The sequence below is a fragment of the Candidatus Symbiobacter mobilis CR genome, assembly GCF_000477435.1.
In the GTDB taxonomy this organism is placed as follows: Bacteria; Pseudomonadota; Gammaproteobacteria; order Burkholderiales; family Burkholderiaceae_C; genus Rhodoferax; species Rhodoferax mobilis.
Map to the genome: position 1 here is coordinate 2784790 of NC_022576.1, position 17401 is coordinate 2802190.

Here is a 17401-nt window from a genome sequence, read left to right on the forward strand (position 1 = left end):
GCAGCGGGGGTGGCACAAAAAAGGGGGCGGTGTCGCAGATCCAGCGAGACCGTGCCCCCAAAAAAAGCGCCACAGCGCAGGGGCTGTGGCGGGCGTGGCGGGATTGTACGGGGCACCCCACAAGGGGCAACGGGGCTTCACCGCGCCGGGCGGATGACCGTGTATTGCGCCCAATTGCCGCGCCGGAAGAAGACGGGCAGGGGGCGGGATGCCTGCGCTTTGACCATCGCAGCATCGAATTCGCGCACGTTCGACACACTGGTGTTGTTGATCGCGAGGATCACGTCGCCCTCACGCAGCCCGGCCTGGGCAGCAGCGTCCGTGGCTGCATCGATCATGACACCGCCTTTAATGCGCAGTTCTTGCTTTTGCGCATCGGTCAATTCACTCACTTCCAGCCCCCATTTTTCGGCAGCGTTCGATCCTTTGGAAGAACGCGGGCGGTCGGAGGGGCGTGACGATCCCTTGTCCGATTCGGCTTCGGCGATGGTCACACGCAGATCCCGCGTCGTGCCACGGCGAAAGACCGTCACGGTACTGCGCGTTCCCGGTTTGGTGCCGCCAACCAGCCGTGGCAGGTCGCTGGCCTTGTCCACCGGCTTGCCATCGAATCGCAGGATGATGTCCCCGGCTTCGACCCCTGCCTTGTCTGCGGGGGAGTCTTCTTCGACCGAACGAACCAGCGCGCCCTGGGGCTTGCCCAGCCCGGCGGATTCGGCCACGTCCTTGCTAACCTGGTCGATCTGCACGCCCATGCGCCCTCTCGATACCCGGCCATGTTGGCGCAATTGGTCGCTGACGCGCATGGCTTCGTCGATCGGGATCGAGAAAGAAATGCCCATCGAGCCGCCGGATCGCGAATAGATCTGGCTGTTGATGCCGACGACTTCCCCGCGCATGTTGATCAACGGGCCGCCGGAATTGCCTGGGTTGATCGCGACGTCCGTCTGGATGAAGGGCAAGTAATCGCCGGTGTCGCGCTGTTTGGCGCTAACGATCCCGGCGGTGACGGTGTTGTCCAGCCCAAACGGTGAGCCGATGGCCATGACCCATTCGCCGACCTTGAGCCGCCCTACGTCCCCGATGCGGACGGCAGGCAAGCCGCTGGCGTCGATCTTGACGACAGCCACGTCGGTGCGTTTGTCAGCGCCGACAACGCGAGCTTTGAATTCGCGCTTGTCCGGCAGCGTGACGTAGACCTCGTCGGCGTCGTCGATGACATGCGCGTTGGTCATGATGACACCATCGGCGCTGATGATGAACCCCGACCCCACTCCGCGAGGCTGTTCCTCATCCTGCCGACGTTGCGGGCCTTGCCGGGGCGAAGGGCGCGGCAGCGCTGGAACGGGTAGGCCGAAGTGGCGGAAGAACTCGAACATGTCTTGGTCGTACTCCGGGCCTAAAGGCGAGGAACGGCTGATCTTGGCCATCGTGCGGATATTGACGACGCTGGGGCCGACCTGTTCGACAAGCTCGGTGAAGTCGGGAAGTGTGCGAACCTGCGCCAGCGCCGGGAAGGCAGCACACAGGCTCCACAGCAGCGCGGCAAGCCATACCAGGGAAGCAGTGTGGGAATGGGTTTTCATGACAACGATCCTTGCGAGAGGAAGGGGACGAGAGTGGTTCCAGACGATCCAAAGTGGATGCACTGGGTCGAACTTTCAACCCAGATAGTCCCTGAAGGTTTGCAGGGCAAAAATGGCCGCCAATGCGCCGCCTGTTTGCAAACAGCACCGCAAGTGCGCCTCATGGACTATCTGGGTTCAAGGTGTGCAGGCTGTGTTGCAGTTTGTCGGTGCGGCTTGCAGCACCATGTTGTCGCGATGCACCATCTCCGGCTCGGCGCAGTAGCCGAGGGTGGCTTCGATGGCTGATGAAGGTTTGCGGGCGATGAGCCGGGCTTCTGCGCTGGAGTAGTTGCTCAATCCGCGTGCCACCTCAGCGCCGGTTTGGTCTTGAATCGCGATCACATCGCCTCGGGAGAAGCGTCCATGTACCGATGTCATGCCAATGGGCAGCAGGCTGGATCCATCGTGGAGCAGCTTGCGAACAGCGCCTGCATCGACCGTGACCGCGCCGCGAAGTTGCAGGTGGTCGGCAATCCATTGCTTGCGTGCTTGTTGTTTGGGGGTGGTTGCGTGCAGGAATGTGCCCATCGCTTCCCCATCGCACAGCCGAATGAGCACGTTGTGCTCGCGTCCACAGGCGATGACGGTCGAAGCCCCGGAGCCTGCAGCGCGCCGGGCAGCGAGCACCTTGGTGATCATCCCCCCGCGCGCAAGGTGCGATCCCGCTCCACCTGCCATGGTCTCCAGGGCAGGGTCCCCGGCGCGGGCAGTACGCACCAGCGTGGCGGAAGCGTCTTTGCGCGGGTCTGCGGAGTACAGGCCTTGCTGATCGGTCAGGATGACGAGCGCGTCGGCTTCGACGAGGTTGGCGACCAGGGCGCCGAGTGTGTCGTTGTCGCCGAACTTGATTTCGTCGTTGACGACCGTGTCGTTCTCGTTGATGATGGGAACGACGCCGAGGTCGAGCAGCGTCAGCAGCGTGGAACGGGCGTTGAGGTAGCGCTCCCGGTTGGCGAGATCGGCATGAGTCAGCAGCACTTGCGCGCTGGTCAGATTGTGTTCGCGCAGGCAGGTCTCGTACATCTGCACCAGCCCCATCTGGCCTACGGCTGCCGCAGCCTGCAACCCATGCACTTCACGCGGGCGATGGGACCAGCCCAGGCGGCGCATCCCTTCCGCCACCGCCCCGCTGGACACCATGATGACCCGACGATCCGAGCGCACCAGCGCGGCGATTTGCGCGCACCAATGGCCAATGGCTGTGGCATCCAGCCCGCGCCCTTCGTCCGTGACGAGGCTGGAGCCGACCTTGACGACGAGCCGTTTGGCTTCGCGCAGCGTAGGGCCTGGGGTTGCGTCGTGTTCGGACATGCGTGCTCCCCACTCTAGAGCAGGGAACGCACGAGCCTGCCCATGTCGGAAGGATTCCGGGTTACATGGAACCCGCATTCCTCCATCACCGCGAGCTTGGCTTCCGCAGTGTCCGCACCGCCGGAAATCAGCGCGCCGGCATGACCCATGCGCTTGCCGGCCGGGGCCGTGACGCCGGCAATAAAGCCGACGATGGGCTTGCGCATGTGCTCTCGGCACCAGCGCGCGGCGTCGACTTCATCTTGGCCGCCAATTTCGCCGATCACGACGACGGCATCGGTATCGGGGTCGTCGTTGAATGCGCGCAAGACATCGATGTGCTTCAGCCCGTTGATCGGGTCGCCGCCGATGCCGACGGCGCTGGATTGCCCCAGCCCGACTTCGGTGAGTTGCGCGACGGCCTCGTAGGTGAGCGTTCCCGAGCGGCTGACCACGCCCACGCGGCCACGGCGGTGGATGTGGCCGGGCATGATGCCAATCTTGATCTCGTCGGGCGTGATCAGGCCGGGGCAGTTCGGGCCGAGTAGCAAGGTTTTCTTGCCGCCGCGCGCTTCCTTGGCGCGCATCTTGTGGCGCACTTCGAGCATGTCACGAACGGGGATGCCTTCGGTAATGCAGACGACCAAATCCAAATCGGCATCGACGGCTTCCCAAATGGCTGCGGCAGCGCCTGCCGGGGGAACGTAGATCACCGAGACCGTCGCGCCGCTGCTGGCTGCGGCCTCGCGCACGGTGGCGTGGATGGGGATGCCGAAGATCGATTCCCCGGCTTTTTTGGGGTTGACGCCGGCGACGAAGCACTGCTGGCCGTTGGCGTAGGCCTGGCATTTTTCCGTGTGGAACTGGCCGGTTTTGCCGGTAATGCCCTGGGTGATGACCCGGGTGTTGCGGTCGATGTAGATAGACATGATCAGACGGGTTGGTGCTGCACTGCGGCCACGACCCGCTGGGCGGCTTCGGCCATCGTGTCGGCGCTGAGGATGGGAAGGCCGCTGTCTGCAAGGAGTTGTTTGCCTAACTCCTCGTGCGTGCCTTTCATGCGAACCACCAGGGGGACGGAAAGCTGTACCGCTTTGCACGCGGCGATGATCCCGGTGGCGATGGTGTCGCATTTCATGATGCCGCCAAAAATATTGACCAGAATGGCCTTGACCCGGGGGTTCTGGAGCATGATCTTGAAGCCTTCCGTGACCTTCTCCGGCGTGGCGCCACCGCCGACGTCGAGAAAATTGGCCGGTTCGGCGCCGAAAAGCTGAATCGTGTCCATCGTGGCCATCGCCAGCCCTGCGCCATTGACCAGGCAGCCGATATTGCCCCCTAGGCTGACGTAGGACAGGTCGAATTTGCTGGCCTGTACCTCGGCGGGGTCTTCTTCGTCGAGGTCCCGGTACGCGGCGATGTCGGGGTGGCGGAAGAGGGCGTTGTCGTCGAAGTCCAGCTTGGCGTCCAGCGCGATGAGTTCCCCATCGCCCCGCAGCACCAAGGGGTTGATTTCGACGAGCGAGGCGTCGGTCTGCGCATAGGCCTGGTAGATAGATTGCAGCACCTCGACGGCGCGTGGGTTGGCTTGTTGCGCGATGCCCATTCCTTGCAGCAACCGCTGTGCCTGGTCGGGCGTCAGTCCGGCGTCGAAGTCGATGGTTTCGGAAACGATGCGTTCGGGGTTCGTCCGCGCTACTTCTTCGATGTCCATGCCCCCGGAGCCGGAAGCCACCATCGTGACGCATTGGTGGGCGCGGTCGGTCAGGACGGAGAGATAGCACTCTTGGCGGATGTCTGCGCCTTCTTCGATAAGCAGGCGGCGCACTTTTTGCCCTTGGGGGCCTGTCTGATGGGTGACGAGCTGCATTCCCAAAATCGCCGTGGCGTGCTGGCGCACTTCCTCAATCGATCGAGCCAGCTTCACCCCGCCGCCTTTGCCGCGCCCACCGGCGTGGATCTGCGCCTTGACGACCCACACAGGCCCTCCAAGCTGCTGCGCGGCTTCGACGGCCTCTTGCACAGTGAAGGCCGGCAGGCCCCGGGGTACGGGAACGCCGAAGCGGGAGAGCACCGCTTTGCCCTGGTATTCGTGGATCTTCATGGAGCGACTCGATGGCGGGGTGTCGGGAGCCCGGCATTATCGAGTTCGCCGAACAGGGGATTGCACAATCAGCGCCCGATGTGCCATGTTCGTTGCCCCAGGAAGCGCTGCATCGCGACTTCCTCCGTCGCTCCCCCACAACCCTCGTCCACGGCGCCGCGCATCCACCACGTTGTGGGAGCGATGGAAGTTGCGATGCAGCGTTTATATAGTGCATACGTCAACAATACAGATAAAAATTTATGAAAATTTCTGAACGAATCACTATTGACCCAAAGATATGCCACGGCAAGCCGTGCATTCGTGCGCTGCGTTATCCTGTGGAAACAGTATTGGAATGGCTTGCCAGCGGAATGGATATCCAACAAATATTGACTGATTACCCAGATTTGGAACAGGCTGATATTTTGGCTTGCCTGGACTTTGCTGCACGCATCACGCAAGTGCATCGCTTAGAGTATTTGCAGGCATGAAATTTCTGATCGATGCGCAATTGCCACGGCGTTTTTGTGACTGGCTTGCGCTGGCTGGCCACGATGCTCTCCACACGCTGGATTTGCCCATGGGCAATAGAACGACCGATGCAGAAATCATCGAATTTGCTGATGGACAAGACAGGATAGTGGTAACCAAAGATGACGATTTCGTTCAATCGCATCTTGTACATGGTCAGCCCCGGCGTTTGTTATTGGTTGCTACTGGCAATATTTCTAATCGAGAGTTGGAAATATTGATGAATAAAAACCTTTTGAATATAACGACTGCATTGGATACCAGTCATTACGTCGAGGTAGGGCGTGAGAAATTGGTGTGCCATGGATGAAGATCAGGCTTGGCTTCCTGGAGTCCGCCTGGCTACATCCGTGCTAGTTCTGCTGGTGTCGATCGCGACTTCCGTCGCTCCCACATCACGGTGCAGGCTGTTTGGGTTCAGAACCTATTCCAGTAGGGGCTGCGCCATCGCATTGCACGCGGCGGCGGTGCTCGGAATCCTCATGTACCGTCAGTACATTCCGGTTCCTGCGCTCCGGCGCCACGCACACTGCTTCGGCTCGCCTGCCTACTGAAATTGGTTCTCAATGCAGGCCGAAGCTGGGGCGTAACTGCGCCGCGCTGTGTCGTAACGCGGGAATCTCGGAAGCTTCGGCCTGGTGCAGCCAATAGTCTGCGTAGGCGGTATCGCTGTGCAGGCGGTTGGTATCGACCCACCAGCCGTGCCCTGCCATCAGCCATTTGAAGTCCACCTCGCGCAGCAATGCAGCGCATTCGTGCGTCGTGTGGAACGTTTCGGAACCCTGGGTGGCGGCAGTGGTGTTCATGGCATGGCTCCAGGTGAAGAGGGGAGAAATTTGTCGCGATGTAGTCACTGTGTGCGTCCCCAAAAATTCCTTGATGGGGAAAAGCGGGCGAGAAACCGGCCTATTCCAGGTACTGGGATGGTGGGGATGCGCCGTGGTTCGCAGCACGCCGCTCCTACGAATACTCGGTGTTTTGCGCTATGGCGAAAGTAGCTCACTACACTACCCGTGTTCACAAAGCGCCTGTCATTCACTACATCTAGTGTTTTGCTGGGCGATGGTTCCTCGCAAGGGGGCTTTGCAGATCAACGCATTGCCCCCTGTTTTTTTTTGTGCTTTCTGCGTTTTTCGCCCTAACTTCTGCGCACTGCCGCGTACTGCCATGACCCACGAACGCTCTGCCCTGTACCTTGACCCCCAGCCCATTAGCGCGGAAGTCCTGCTAGAAAAGTACGCCAAGGGCGATGAGCGCTGCACTGACGATGTGAGCAAGCGCGTAGCCCACGCCCTGGCGCAGGCCGAAAAGCCCGAAGAACGCTCTGTGTGGGAAGAGCGCTTTTTGTCTGTGTTACAGCAGGGCTTTTTGCCTGCGGGACGGATTCAGTCCGCAGCAGGAACCCAGCTTTCCGCCACGCTGATCAACTGCTTCGTGCAGCCTGTGGGGGATTCGATCGCGCACGTCGAAGACGGGCATCCCGGCATCTATACCGCGTTGACTGAAGCGGCGGAGACGATGCGTCGCGGCGGCGGGGTGGGGTACGACTTCTCGCGAATCCGCCCACGCGGCGGGTGGGTGGGCAGCACCCAGAGCAGCGCTTCCGGCCCGGTGAGCTATATGCGCGTGTTCGACCGGTCTTGCGAGACGGTCGAATCCGCCGGGGCGCGGCGCGGGGCGCAAATGGGGGTGCTGCGTTGCGATCACCCGGACATTGAGGAATTCATCCACGCCAAAGACAAGGGGGATTTGCAGAACTTCAATATCTCGGTCGGGGTGACCGACGACTTCATGCAGGCGGTGGAGCGCGACGAGGAATTCGCCCTGGTGCATCGCTGCGAGCCGGGTAAGGACAAGAAGCGCGCCGGGGCATATATCGACGAAGGGCGCGGGGTATGGGTCTACAAGAAATTGCGGGCGCGCGAGCTGTGGGACCAGATCATGCGTTCGACCTACGACCACGCCGAGCCAGGCGTGTTATTCCTTGACCGCATCAACCGCGACAACAACCTTGCCTACTGCGAGACGATCACCACCACCAATCCTTGCGTCACCAGCGATGCCTGGGTGATGACTTCCCTCGGCGCGCGGCGTGTCGGCGATTTGCTGGAGCAGCCCTTTTTCGCTGTCGTCGATGGCGTTGCGTACCCCTCGACCGAGCAAGGCTTTTTCCCGACCGGGCGCAAACCGGTGCAGGAACTGCGTACCCGCGAGGGCTATTGCCTGCGTCTGACTGCCGAACACCAGGTTCGACGGGTGCGTGCAGACCGCAGCACCGAGTGGGTGCAGGCCGATGCCTTGCGCAGTGGCGACACCATCGCGCTGCATGACCACCGCAGGCTAGAGCATTGGGATGGGGACGGCAGCGTGGACGAAGGCTACCTGCTGGGGCTGCTGATCGGCTGGGGGGTTGCGGGGGAATCGGCCTGGGTGCAGGCGCTCGAAGCCGCAGCACCGGCAGTGCGCGATGCCGTGCCTTCTTCTTCGTGGACGCAGATGCGGGGCCTGGCGCAGCGGATGGGGATGCTCCCGGCGCTGCCCACCATCACACCCCAAGTCGAAGCCCTGTCGTCGGACTGCTATCGAGGGCTGCTGCGTGCGCTGCTTGATGTCTGCGGTCGGGTCGATGATGCGACGGCTACGCTGGCTATTGCTCATGCAGACGAGAGCGTGCTCCAAGGGGCGCAACGCATGTTGTTGCGGATGGGCGTGGCCTCGGCGCGGGACGGCAATCGTCTGCGCATCGCGGGTAGCCACGCTGTGCATTGCGCACGGCGCGTGGGCGGCATAAACGGGCATTCCACGGCGCATCCTGCAGGGCATCCCGCAGTACAGGATGCCCGCTTCGTCGCGACCGTCGAAGCCCTCGTCGATGCTGGCGAAGAAGAGGTGTACGACGCCACGGTGCAGCAAGCCCACGCTTTCGACGCCAACGGCCTCTACGTCCACAACTGCGCAGAGCAACCCTTGCCGCCCTATGGCTGCTGTTGTCTGGGGTCGATCGACCTTACGCGTTTTATCGTCGATCCCTTCGAGCCTCATGCGCGCTTCGACGAAGCAGCTTTTGCCGACGTGGCGCGGGTAGCGGTGCGCATGTTGGACAACGTTCTCGACGTCACCGTCTGGCCCCTGACGCAACAGCAGCAGGAGGCGCGCAACAAGCGCCGCATCGGCCTGGGCTTTACCGGGCTGGGCGATGCGCTGGTGATGCTCAACCTGCGCTACGACACCCAACCAGCGCGGGACATGGCCCAGAAGATCACGATCCTGATGCGGGATACGGCCTATGCAGCGTCCGTGGATTTGGCGCAAGAGCGCGGTGCCTTTCCGCTGTTCGACGCGCAAGCCTATTTGGGTGGCGAAGGCTTTGCGGCGCGTCTGCCGCAAAAGCTGCGTACCCGCATCCGCAAGGAGGGCCTGCGCAATTCGCATCTGCTCTCGATCGCGCCGACGGGGACGATCAGCCTGGCCTTTGCGGACAACGCCAGCAATGGCATCGAACCCGCTTTCAGTTGGACGTATTCGCGCAAGAAGCGCATGCCCGACGGCAGCTTCAAGGAATACGCGGTCGAAGACCACGCTTGGCGGCTGTACCGGCATCTGCGTGGCAAGGACGCAGCGCTCAGCGCAGCTTTTGTCACTGCGCTGGAGATGAGCGCACAGGCGCACATGGAGATGGTCGCTGCCGTGGCGCCCTACATCGATACCGCCATTTCCAAAACCGTCAACGTCCCCGCAGACTACCCCTACGAGGACTTTCAAGATCTATATAGCCGCGCATGGAAGGCGGGGCTGAAGGGGCTGTCCACGTACCGCCCCAATGCCGTGCTGGGGTCGGTGCTCAGCGTCGAATCCTCTGCGGCAGCGGCAGCGCCGATGCAGATCGACGCAACGAACCATCGCCTGGCGCTGGAGCGATTGCCCAAGCCGGTGCTGCAATCCCTACGCTGGCCGGGAAGACCCGAATTGCCTGGGGGCAACCCCGCATGGACTTTCATGGTCCACCATCCCTTTGGCGACTTTGCGCTATTCATTGGCGAACTGGCCAGCGAGGAAGGCGCCCCGGCGCAGCCTTTCGAGGTCTGGGTCAACGGTGCAGAGCAGCCGCGTGGGCTGGGCGCGCTGGCCAAAACCTTGTCGATGGATCTGCGCGCCAATGACCCCGCGTGGCTCCAGCTCAAGCTTGATGCACTCGCCACCGTCAGCGAGGAGCACGCCTTCGAAATGCCCTTCCCGCCCTATGGCGAAAAGCGCCTGTTCCCCGGCGTGGTTGCGGCGACGGCTGCGGTGATTCGCTGGCGTTGCGAGCAACTGGCCGCGCAGGCCCAAAAGATCGATAGCGCAGCGGCCAAACCGGTGGGTACCCCGGTGCTCGACGCGATGTTCAGCCGGGGCGAACCCAAAACCGGCCCCTCCGGCACCCTGGCCTGGGCGGTGGACGTCCACAACCCGGCGACGGGCGAGGAATTCACCCTCACGCTCAAGGAGATCAACCTGCCCGGGCACGATGGCGGGGTGGTCACCCGCCCCTGCGCTGTGGGCTTCAGTGGGAACTATCCCCGCGCCCTCGACGGGCTGGCACGGCTGCTGTCGCTAGACATGCGCGTTATCGACCCGGCGTGGATCGGCATGAAGCTGCGCAAGCTGCTCAACTACGCCGAACCGTTGGGGCATTTCATGGCTTTCGTCCCCGGCCTGCCCCCCGGGGAGCGCCGCCAGCAAACCTGGCCTTCGACCGTGGCCTACATCGCACGGTTGATCATCCACCGCTACGCCATGCTCGGCATCTTGAACCAGGAAGGCTACCCCCTGCGGGACATGGGCGTGCTCGATACCCCCGACGAACCCGATGCCCCCCACACCATGCCGGGCAAGCGCTGCAGCGAGTGTGGCAATTTCACTGTCATCCACAAGGATGGTTGCGACTTCTGCACTGCTTGTGGGGATGTGGGGCAGTGTGGGTGAGTGGGGCAAAAAGGGCCACTGTGGACCCGCACGGTGGGTGGTGAGGGGGCTGGGAGTGAGAAACTCCTGGCGACCCGATGAGGTTTCGTTGTTCGGCGAGCGGTGCTAGTATGTGTACCACTGATTGTTGGAGTACACAACATGCGAACGAACATCGAGATCGACGACAAGCTCATGATGGATGCTTTGAAGGCAACCGGCGCCAAGACGAAACGGGAGGCGGTCGAGCTTGGCTTGAAAACCTTGGTACGGCTTCGGGCGCAAGAAAAGGCTCGGGAACTCAAGGGCAGGATTACCTGGGAAGGTGATCTGAACACCATGAGGACTGACCGGTGATCTTGGTTGATTCCAGCGTGTGGATCGACTACTTCCGGTCTGCGGACACGCCCCAGGTTGCGCTGCTCGATTCGCTCTTTGGGCGCAGCCCGATTGCCGTGGGTGACTTGATTGCTGCTGAGGTTCTGCAAGGCATCCGAGACGACCGGGAATACAAGCTGGTGAAGAAGACCCTGGAAGCGTTTGACCACATTGATCTGGCTGGGTATGCGCTTGCGGTCAGAGCGTCTGAAAACTATCGGGCGCTGCGAGCCAAAGGAGTCACCATTCGGAAGACCATCGACACGCTCATTGCGACCCGATGCATTGAGGACGACTTGACCTTGCTTCATGCGGACAGGGACTTCCATCCGTTCACTGAATACCTCGGGCTCAAAGTCGCGTACTCCGAAACCTAAAGATATCTGCGCATAGTGATTCGTACAGCGGGCATCGGTAGCTCCTTGCAAAAAGCTCGAAGCTACCTGGCCCGTAGGTTTCGTTATGCGCAACACCGCTCCGATGGCGTATACCGCCGTGCCGACTTCCATGACCGCTCGTATCGGTCACGTTCACCGGAATCAGCGGTCACGTTGCCGGAATCCACCCGGTCACCTTCGCCGGAATCGCCGGTCACGTTGCCGGAATCAGCGGTCACGTTGGACCGGAATACTCAGCCAGCAGTCGCTCACGCAAGATCACCTGCCGGTAGTCGGCCCGTTCCGGGTTCGCACCGTCAGGGGCAATGTCCGGCCCATGCACAAACTGCCAGCCGGTTTCCTGAAACCAGACGATGCACAGGTCTTCGAGTTGTTGTTCGTTTAGCATGGCTGAAGCCTTACTCCCCCAAGGCTAGCTGGCTACCTATCCGGTTAGCGATGAAATAAGGAATCATTTATGTATCAATGGGTTGTATGCATTCCGCCCGCGACTTCCCATTGGCAATGAAATGACGGTTACGCCCATGCCGGGATATACCGGGCATACCGGCGCGAGTCGGGTGCATTGGGGTCGCCCTTCACCAAGCCCTGCTCCATCGTGGCCGTGATGATCTGAGAAACGGTGTTGCTGCTGCCCTCAGGCAAGCCGAAGCGCCCGCGCAAAGACAGATTGGTCATCTGCCTGCGCAGCACATATTGCAGTACGCAATGCTGGTAGCAGGCCCGTACCCCAAGCTCGCCAGATTCTTCCTGATCTCCCCCTCCAATTTGGCGCTCTCCGCAAACTGATCTACCAACTGCGCCATCAGCCTCATCATCTTGCTACGCATCGCTTTCCCCCAGATCAGCCCCCAACTCTGCCTCCAGCGCCTCGATGCTCGGCAACTTGTCGCGCAGGGCTTCGGGCAGGGTGTGCGACAGGGTGTAGGTGGCCAGGCCCAGTGGTTTGTGCATATCTGAGAGCGCGTATTCCGCCACCAGCCGGTCTTTGCTTTTGCACAGCAACAGGCCGATGGTGGGCGCGTCGCCTTCGCCGCGCAGTTGTTCGTCCACGGCCTTCAGGTAGAAATTGAGCTTGCCGACAAACTCGGGCTCAAAGTCCACGGTTTTGAGTTCCACCACCATGTAGCAATGCAGGCGGGCGTGGTAGAAAAGGAGGTCTAGAAAGAACTCACGCTCGCCCACTTGCAGCGGCACCTGCCGGCCCATGTAGGCAAAGCCTGCGCCCAGTTCTAGCAGAAACTGGGTGATATGGTCGATCAGCGCCCGCTCCATTTCGCGTTCGTTGTGCTCGGGCGTGAGCGACAGGAAATCAAAGATATACGGGTCTTTGAGTACCTGAACAGCCAGATCGGACTGGGGCGCGGGCAGGGTTTGCGCGAAGTTAGTCAGGGCTTTGCCATCACGCTGCCGTAGGCCGCTTTCGATCTGATGGGTGAGTACGGCGCGGCTCCAGCCGTGGGCTTGGGTTTGCTGCACGTAATAGAGGGCTTCGGTGTGGCTGTGGCACTTGCTGATGCGGACCACGTTGTGCCACCAAGGGATGACCAACAATTGCGAAGCAGGCTGCTTCGCAATTGCGGTGTCTTGACTCCAGAAGGCATACCAGCGGCGGATCTGCTCCAGATTGCGCTTTGAGAATCCTTTTACGTCAGGGAATTCCTGCATCAAGTCTTGGCAGAGCTTTGCCAAAAAACCGCTGCCCCAGGCTTGTGTCGCTTGCTTGCTGACGATGTCGGCGCCCAGTTCCCAGTAAAACTGGAGCAACTCGGCGTTTACAGCGATAGCCGCTTTGAGCTGAATTTGCCGGAAGCGGGTTTTGAGGTCGCCCAACCACTGGCGGTAGTCAGCGGGGGCGAATGGTTTATCGACAATGGCCATAGATTCGTCATTCATAGCGAGTACCCCAACCCCGCCAAGTTCTTCCTGATCTCCCCCTCCAATTTGGCACTTTCGGCAAACTGCTCCGCCAATTGCGCCGTCAGCCGCGCCATCTTGTCGGCAAAGGCTTCGCTGTCCTCTTCCTGCTCTTCTGCGCCCACATAGCGCCCAGGCGTGAGCACGTGCTCGTGCTTGCGGATGTCGTCTAGCGTGGCGGAGTAGCAGAAGCCGGGGATGTCTTGGTACGCACCCTCACCCCCAGCCCCTCTCCTGAGGGGAGAGGGAAGCGAATGTTGCCAAGCGTGGAAGGTGTCGGCGATCGTCTTGATGTCTGCCACCGTGAAGTCACGCAGCACGCGGTCTTTCATGTAGCCGAGCTGGCGGGCGTCAATGAACAGGAACTGCCCGCGCCGGTCGCGCTTGGTTTTGTTCAGGCTCAGGCCGTTGCGTTTGTCGCGGGTGAGGAACCAGATGCAGGCCGGGATCTGTGTATTGGTAAAGAGTTGACCGGGTAGCGCGACCATGCATTCCACGTAGTCGTCTTCGATCAGCTTTTTGCGGATTTCGCCTTCATTGTTGGTGTTGCTGCTCATCGAGCCATTGGCCAGCAGCAGCGCCATGCTGCCCGCCGGGGCCAGGTGGTAGAGCATGTGTTGCAGCCAGGCGAAGTTGGCGTTGCTCTGCGGCGGCGTTCCTGCGATCCAGCGAGGGTCGTTGGTCAATTTTTCGTTCCACCACTCCTTCATGTTGAAGGGTGGGTTGGCCATGACGAAGTCGGCGCGCAGGTCGGGGTGCAGGTCGTTCAGCAGCGTATCGCCGGGTACGCCACCAAAGTTGAAGTCGATGCCGCGAATGGCCATATTCATCGCGGCCAAGCGCCAGGTGGTAGGGTTGCTCTCTTGACCATAGACGCTGATTTGCCCGGTCTTGCCATTGGCTACCTTGCCGCCGTGTTGCTCGATGAATTCCTCGCTTTGTACAAAAAATCCACCCGAGCCCATGGCCGGGTCGTACACGCGGCCCTGGAAGGGTTGCAGCATTTCGACGATCAGCGTGACGATGCTCTTGGGCGTGTAGTACTGGCCGCCCTTCTTGCCTTCGGCCAGCGCAAATTGACCGAGGAAATATTCATAGACGTGGCCGAGGATGTCTTTGCTTTGCAGATTGAGCGGCTGGCCGTTGTAGTCCTTGCGGTTGAAATCGGTGTCGGAAAAGTGGGCGATCAGGTCAGCCAGTTTGTGGCTGTCGATCTGCGTGCGGGCGAAATCCTTGTTGAGTACGTTCTTGAGCTTTTTTTCGTTTTCGCGCTCAATGGCTTCCATGGCGTTGTCGATCAGCCAGCCGACGCTGCGCATTTCTTCCGGCTCGTGCTTGCCCGGCTTGTTCCACGGCAGCGGCGCTTTGGGCGGCAGTTGGACACAGTCGCGCAGGGTTTGCCAGCGCGCTTCCAACGGCACCCAGAAGACGTTTTTCTCGGTGTAATAGTCGCGCACTTCCAGCTCGGCGGCGAGGTGGCCTGCGTAGTCGTAGGCGTAGTCCCCCGGGGCCATGTAGTAGTCGTGGTCAGGGTTCTGGAACTGCTCGCGCAGTTCTTTCTGCCGTTCCTCGAAGGCGTCGGAAACGTATTTCAGGAAGATCAGGCCCAGCACCACGTGCTTGTAGACGGCGGCATCCAGGTTGGATCGCAGCTTGTCGGCGGCAGTCCAGAGCTTTTTTTCGAGATCGTTGAAAAATCGTTGTTCGATGGGGTTCATGGATTTTTTCCTGATGAGCAGCCGGTCACGCAAGATCACCTGCTGGTAGTCAGCCCGTTCTAGATTTGTACCGTCGGGCGCAATGTCCGGCCCATGCACAAACTTCCAGCCGGATTCCTGGAATCAGACGATGCATAGGTCTTCGGGTTGTTGTTCGTTCAGCATAGCGCGGCGGTTTTGGCAACCGGGAGCACTAGGCCATGCAGTTGCGCTCCACATTCATTCAGAACCACTACCGATGTCGGTGGTAAGGCCCACGACTTCACGATTGGTTTCAACACGAGCGATAGTGCTTCCTGCAATGGTGGCAGCCATTCCTCTTTGTGGCCCTTGATGACCAGAACGAAGCGGAAACTGGCGGTGCGGAGGTCAAGTTTTTGAAAAGGCTCTGGTAATTCAGCCAACCCGTTTGGATGTCGTCCCAAGCGCATTGCCATACCAAGAAGAAAACCATTGGTGAGTTTGTTGCGGATTGCTTCGATGAATTCTGCAAAATTGGGCTGTGTTCCCGGTCTCGGGCTGCTTGATTTCGCTTCTACTACCCAAACGACTGAGGACAATTCGCACTTATTCTGTAGAAGTAGGAATTCAGCTATCTGCACCTCTTCCTGAATTTTGCTGTAACACGCGCTCTTCTCGATGTAAAAGCACTGCCCGGCAGGATAAGGGCCGAATGTCATCCCTGATTCGATAATGGCTTCCGTGGTCATCGCAGCGCCAGCTCAACTTCCTGCTGATAGAGGCGAATCGACTCGGCAATGATGGGGTTGTCCGGCATCCCGTTTTTCAAGTCATCGCATACCCAGTCGCTCTCGGTGGCAGAAATCACGGGGATGTTCCAACTCCGCTCTTGCGCGATCAGAAACAGCTTCTTGACCACGAAATAGGAATGGCTGGCCATGAAGAACTGGATACCGCGCTCGGCCAGCATTGCCACGATGTCCAGTAATTTTGAAATGGCAGTGGGGTGCAAGGCCGACTCCGGCTCGTCGATCCACACTACCGAGTTGGTATAAAGTGGACCCGAATGTCAAGACAATTTTTCGGTTGATTTAAGCTGTAGCTGTTGACACACACAACTGCACGGCGTTGCCCCGGTTTTTGTCTTGGTCTTTGGTCTCCTTTTCTTTCCTCTCCCATGGCTGTTGGCAAGCGAAGCGCGTCAGGCCGAAGGCAAACCCTTGTGGGTAAGCACGGGTGAGAGCTGTGGGGATGTGGGCAAGCTGGGCGTTTTGCAAGCTTGTCCACATCCCCACAGCGACCCCCTGCTTATCCAGCAAGTGCCATGGCGCGGGCCTGCGTACTCGGGTTGTCTGGTTTTTCGTTGCTGGCCTGATCTGCGTATTTGTCGATGATCAACGCGCCGCCGCCGCTAGCGTTCGCATAGACCGCATCTGGCGTTTCGTATTGCAATGACTGATGTGGCCGCTCGCTGTTGTATAGCACGAAGTAGTCGCTCAGTCCCAGCAGCAACTCGTCCACCGTCGCATAGCCCTTGAGGTAGATGTCCTCGTACTTGACGTTGCGCCACAACCGCTCGACAAAGATGTTGTCAAACGCACGGCCTCGCCCGTCCATGCTGATGGCGATCTTTTCTCGCTCAAGTACGCCGGTGAAGTCCGCACTGGTGAACTGCGAGCCTTGGTCGCTGTTGAATATCTCGGGCTTACCAAAGTTGCGCAGCGCCTCTTCCAAGCAGTCCATACAGAAGCTGGCATCCATGCTGTTGCTGATGCGCCAGCTCAACACCTTGCGGCTGTACCAGTCCATCACCGCCACCAAGTACACGAAGCCTTTGGCCAGGCGGATGTAGGTGATGTCGGTGCTCCAGACCTGGTTGGGCCGGGTGACCTCCACACCGCGCAGCAGATAGGGGTACACCGGATGCTGCGGGTGTGCCTTACTGCTGTGGGGGCTTGGCGCCATCCCCTGCAGGCCCATCTGACGCATCAGGCGTTGGATGCGCTTGCGGTTGACACCGCAACCCATGGCCTTGCTCATCATGACCGCCATGCGCCTGCTCCCGTAAAACGGATGTCGGGTGTACTCCTCATCAATCAGGCGGCTGAGCTTCTGGTCGTCTTCGTCGACAACCTTGGGCTGCTGCTGGGCGTAGGCCGTCGCACGGGAAACGCCTACAAGATCACACTGGCGGGTGACCGCCAGGTCGTCATTCATGTCAATCCAGTCTTGGCGTTTCATGACAGGCTCATCCCGGACTTTTTTTTGAGCCAGTCGAGTTCCATCTTGAGACGCCCGATCTCGCTATACAGGCGATCCGGTTCGCTTTGCGCATCCAGCGGCTTGGGGCCGCGTTTGCCTTCGAACAGTGTCTTGGCCTGCTCTTGGATGGCTTTCTTCCACTGGCAAACCTGCACCGGGTGGACATCAAATTCCTGACCAATCTGGTTGATGGTCTTGCCACTGCGCAAGGCTTCCAACCCCACCTTCGCTTTGTACTCTGCGGTGTGGACTTTGCGCTTCTTCGTTTCACTCATGATTCTGGATCCC

18 protein-coding genes are annotated in these 17401 nt (G+C 60.2%); 5 read left to right on the plus strand and 13 right to left on the minus strand.

What is annotated here, in order from left to right:
* Positions 1-137: 137 nt before the first annotated feature.
* The 4 genes from CENROD_RS11375 to sucC all read right to left on the minus strand — a co-directional run bounded on the left by CENROD_RS11375 (position 138) and on the right by sucC (position 5022).
* Positions 138-1586, minus strand: a complete 1449-nt coding sequence (locus CENROD_RS11375; RefSeq protein ID WP_022776521.1) for a DegQ family serine endoprotease — start codon at positions 1584-1586, stop codon at positions 138-140.
* A gap of 177 nt (positions 1587-1763) precedes the next feature.
* Positions 1764-2939, minus strand: coding sequence for a glutamate 5-kinase (gene proB / locus CENROD_RS11380; RefSeq protein ID WP_022776522.1), 1176 nt, complete (start codon positions 2937-2939; stop codon positions 1764-1766).
* A gap of 14 nt (positions 2940-2953) precedes the next feature.
* Positions 2954-3847: a succinate--CoA ligase subunit alpha gene (sucD, locus tag CENROD_RS11385; RefSeq protein WP_022776523.1), complete on the minus strand. Its 894-nt coding sequence runs from the start codon at positions 3845-3847 to the stop codon at positions 2954-2956.
* A gap of 2 nt (positions 3848-3849) precedes the next feature.
* Positions 3850-5022, minus strand: a complete 1173-nt coding sequence (sucC, locus tag CENROD_RS11390) for an ADP-forming succinate--CoA ligase subunit beta (RefSeq protein WP_022776524.1) — start codon at positions 5020-5022, stop codon at positions 3850-3852.
* 242 nt (positions 5023-5264) lie between these two features.
* Here sucC and CENROD_RS11395 point away from each other — a divergent pair, with 242 nt between their 5' ends.
* Both CENROD_RS11395 and CENROD_RS11400 read left to right on the plus strand, forming a co-directional pair.
* Positions 5265-5495 carry a DUF433 domain-containing protein gene (locus tag CENROD_RS11395; protein WP_022776526.1) on the plus strand — a complete coding sequence of 77 codons (231 nt, stop codon included), beginning with the start codon at positions 5265-5267 and terminating at the stop codon, positions 5493-5495.
* Entirely contained in the window at positions 5492-5845 is a 354-nt protein-coding gene (locus tag CENROD_RS11400) for a DUF5615 family PIN-like protein (protein WP_022776527.1), read from the plus strand. Before CENROD_RS11395 ends, CENROD_RS11400 begins: the two co-directional genes overlap by 4 nt.
* A 253-nt stretch (positions 5846-6098) precedes the next feature.
* On the opposite strand, the gene CENROD_RS11405 is transcribed toward CENROD_RS11400, so the two are convergent.
* Positions 6099-6341: a hypothetical protein gene (locus CENROD_RS11405; protein ID WP_022776528.1), complete on the minus strand. Its 243-nt coding sequence runs from the start codon at positions 6339-6341 to the stop codon at positions 6099-6101.
* A gap of 361 nt (positions 6342-6702) precedes the next feature.
* On the opposite strand from CENROD_RS11405, the gene CENROD_RS11410 reads away from it, so the two are divergent.
* The 3 genes from CENROD_RS11410 (at position 6703) to vapC (ending at position 11234) form a co-directional block, all read left to right on the plus strand.
* Positions 6703-10500, plus strand: a complete 3798-nt coding sequence (locus tag CENROD_RS11410) for a ribonucleotide reductase N-terminal alpha domain-containing protein (protein ID WP_022776529.1) — start codon at positions 6703-6705, stop codon at positions 10498-10500.
* Positions 10501-10641: 141 nt separating this feature from the next.
* Positions 10642-10836, plus strand: a complete 195-nt coding sequence (locus CENROD_RS11415) for a type II toxin-antitoxin system VapB family antitoxin (RefSeq protein WP_022776530.1) — start codon at positions 10642-10644, stop codon at positions 10834-10836.
* On the plus strand, positions 10833-11234 hold the full coding sequence (vapC, locus tag CENROD_RS11420) for a type II toxin-antitoxin system VapC family toxin (protein WP_022776531.1): 402 nt from the start codon (positions 10833-10835) through the stop codon (positions 11232-11234). Before CENROD_RS11415 ends, vapC begins: the two co-directional genes overlap by 4 nt.
* Before the next feature lie 83 nt (positions 11235-11317).
* Here the strand turns inward: vapC and CENROD_RS13995 are convergent, their stop codons facing one another.
* From CENROD_RS13995 to CENROD_RS11455, 8 genes are all read right to left on the minus strand, one after another.
* Positions 11318-11473 (minus strand): hypothetical protein, encoded by a 156-nt coding sequence (locus CENROD_RS13995; RefSeq protein ID WP_187292305.1) that lies wholly within the window; start codon positions 11471-11473, stop codon positions 11318-11320.
* Entirely contained in the window at positions 11470-11643 is a 174-nt protein-coding gene (locus tag CENROD_RS14000; protein ID WP_022776532.1) for a type I restriction enzyme-like protein, read from the minus strand. Before CENROD_RS14000 ends, CENROD_RS13995 begins: the two co-directional genes overlap by 4 nt.
* Before the next feature lie 128 nt (positions 11644-11771).
* Complete coding sequence (locus tag CENROD_RS13340) at positions 11772-11933, minus strand: hypothetical protein (RefSeq protein WP_022776533.1); 162 nt, start codon at positions 11931-11933, stop codon at positions 11772-11774.
* Positions 11934-12077: 144 nt separating this feature from the next.
* Positions 12078-13151: a PDDEXK nuclease domain-containing protein gene (locus CENROD_RS11430; protein ID WP_022776534.1), complete on the minus strand. Its 1074-nt coding sequence runs from the start codon at positions 13149-13151 to the stop codon at positions 12078-12080.
* Entirely contained in the window at positions 13148-14890 is a 1743-nt protein-coding gene (locus CENROD_RS11435) for a class I SAM-dependent DNA methyltransferase (RefSeq protein ID WP_022776535.1), read from the minus strand. The genes CENROD_RS11430 and CENROD_RS11435 overlap by 4 nt, the downstream gene beginning before the upstream one ends.
* Positions 14891-15048: 158 nt before the next feature.
* Entirely contained in the window at positions 15049-15600 is a 552-nt protein-coding gene (locus CENROD_RS11440; RefSeq protein ID WP_022776536.1) for a hypothetical protein, read from the minus strand.
* Positions 15597-15890, minus strand: coding sequence for an AAA family ATPase (locus tag CENROD_RS11445; RefSeq protein WP_041193591.1), 294 nt, complete (start codon positions 15888-15890; stop codon positions 15597-15599). The genes CENROD_RS11440 and CENROD_RS11445 overlap by 4 nt, the downstream gene beginning before the upstream one ends.
* A gap of 269 nt (positions 15891-16159) precedes the next feature.
* Positions 16160-17388, minus strand: a protein-coding gene (locus tag CENROD_RS11455) for an IS3 family transposase (RefSeq protein WP_238551782.1) whose coding sequence is annotated in 2 segments (ribosomal slippage) — positions 16160-17091 and positions 17091-17388 — 1230 coding nt in all. Because the reading frame shifts where the segments join, the coding sequence is not laid out codon by codon here.
* Positions 17389-17401 lie beyond the last annotated feature (13 nt).

Bases quoted from the DNA above. Each gene is read 5' to 3' on its own strand.
- CENROD_RS11375 (WP_022776521.1), bottom strand. From the start codon at position 1,586: ATGAAAACCCATTCCCACACTGCTTCCCTGGTATGGCTTGCCGCGCTG.
- proB (WP_022776522.1), bottom strand. From the start codon at position 2,939: ATGTCCGAACACGACGCAACCCCAGGCCCTACGCTGCGCGAAGCCAAA.
- sucD (WP_022776523.1), bottom strand. From the start codon at position 3,847: ATGTCTATCTACATCGACCGCAACACCCGGGTCATCACCCAGGGCATT.
- sucC (WP_022776524.1), bottom strand. From the start codon at position 5,022: ATGAAGATCCACGAATACCAGGGCAAAGCGGTGCTCTCCCGCTTCGGC.
- CENROD_RS11395 (WP_022776526.1), top strand. From the start codon at position 5,265: ATGAAAATTTCTGAACGAATCACTATTGACCCAAAGATATGCCACGGC.
- CENROD_RS11400 (WP_022776527.1), top strand. From the start codon at position 5,492: ATGAAATTTCTGATCGATGCGCAATTGCCACGGCGTTTTTGTGACTGG.
- CENROD_RS11405 (WP_022776528.1), bottom strand. From the start codon at position 6,341: ATGAACACCACTGCCGCCACCCAGGGTTCCGAAACGTTCCACACGACG.
- CENROD_RS11410 (WP_022776529.1), top strand. From the start codon at position 6,703: ATGACCCACGAACGCTCTGCCCTGTACCTTGACCCCCAGCCCATTAGC.
- CENROD_RS11415 (WP_022776530.1), top strand. From the start codon at position 10,642: ATGCGAACGAACATCGAGATCGACGACAAGCTCATGATGGATGCTTTG.
- CENROD_RS14000 (WP_022776532.1), bottom strand. From the start codon at position 11,643: ATGCTAAACGAACAACAACTCGAAGACCTGTGCATCGTCTGGTTTCAG.
- CENROD_RS13340 (WP_022776533.1), bottom strand. From the start codon at position 11,933: ATGACCAATCTGTCTTTGCGCGGGCGCTTCGGCTTGCCTGAGGGCAGC.
- CENROD_RS11430 (WP_022776534.1), bottom strand. From the start codon at position 13,151: ATGAATGACGAATCTATGGCCATTGTCGATAAACCATTCGCCCCCGCT.
- CENROD_RS11435 (WP_022776535.1), bottom strand. From the start codon at position 14,890: ATGAACCCCATCGAACAACGATTTTTCAACGATCTCGAAAAAAAGCTC.
- CENROD_RS11440 (WP_022776536.1), bottom strand. From the start codon at position 15,600: ATGACCACGGAAGCCATTATCGAATCAGGGATGACATTCGGCCCTTAT.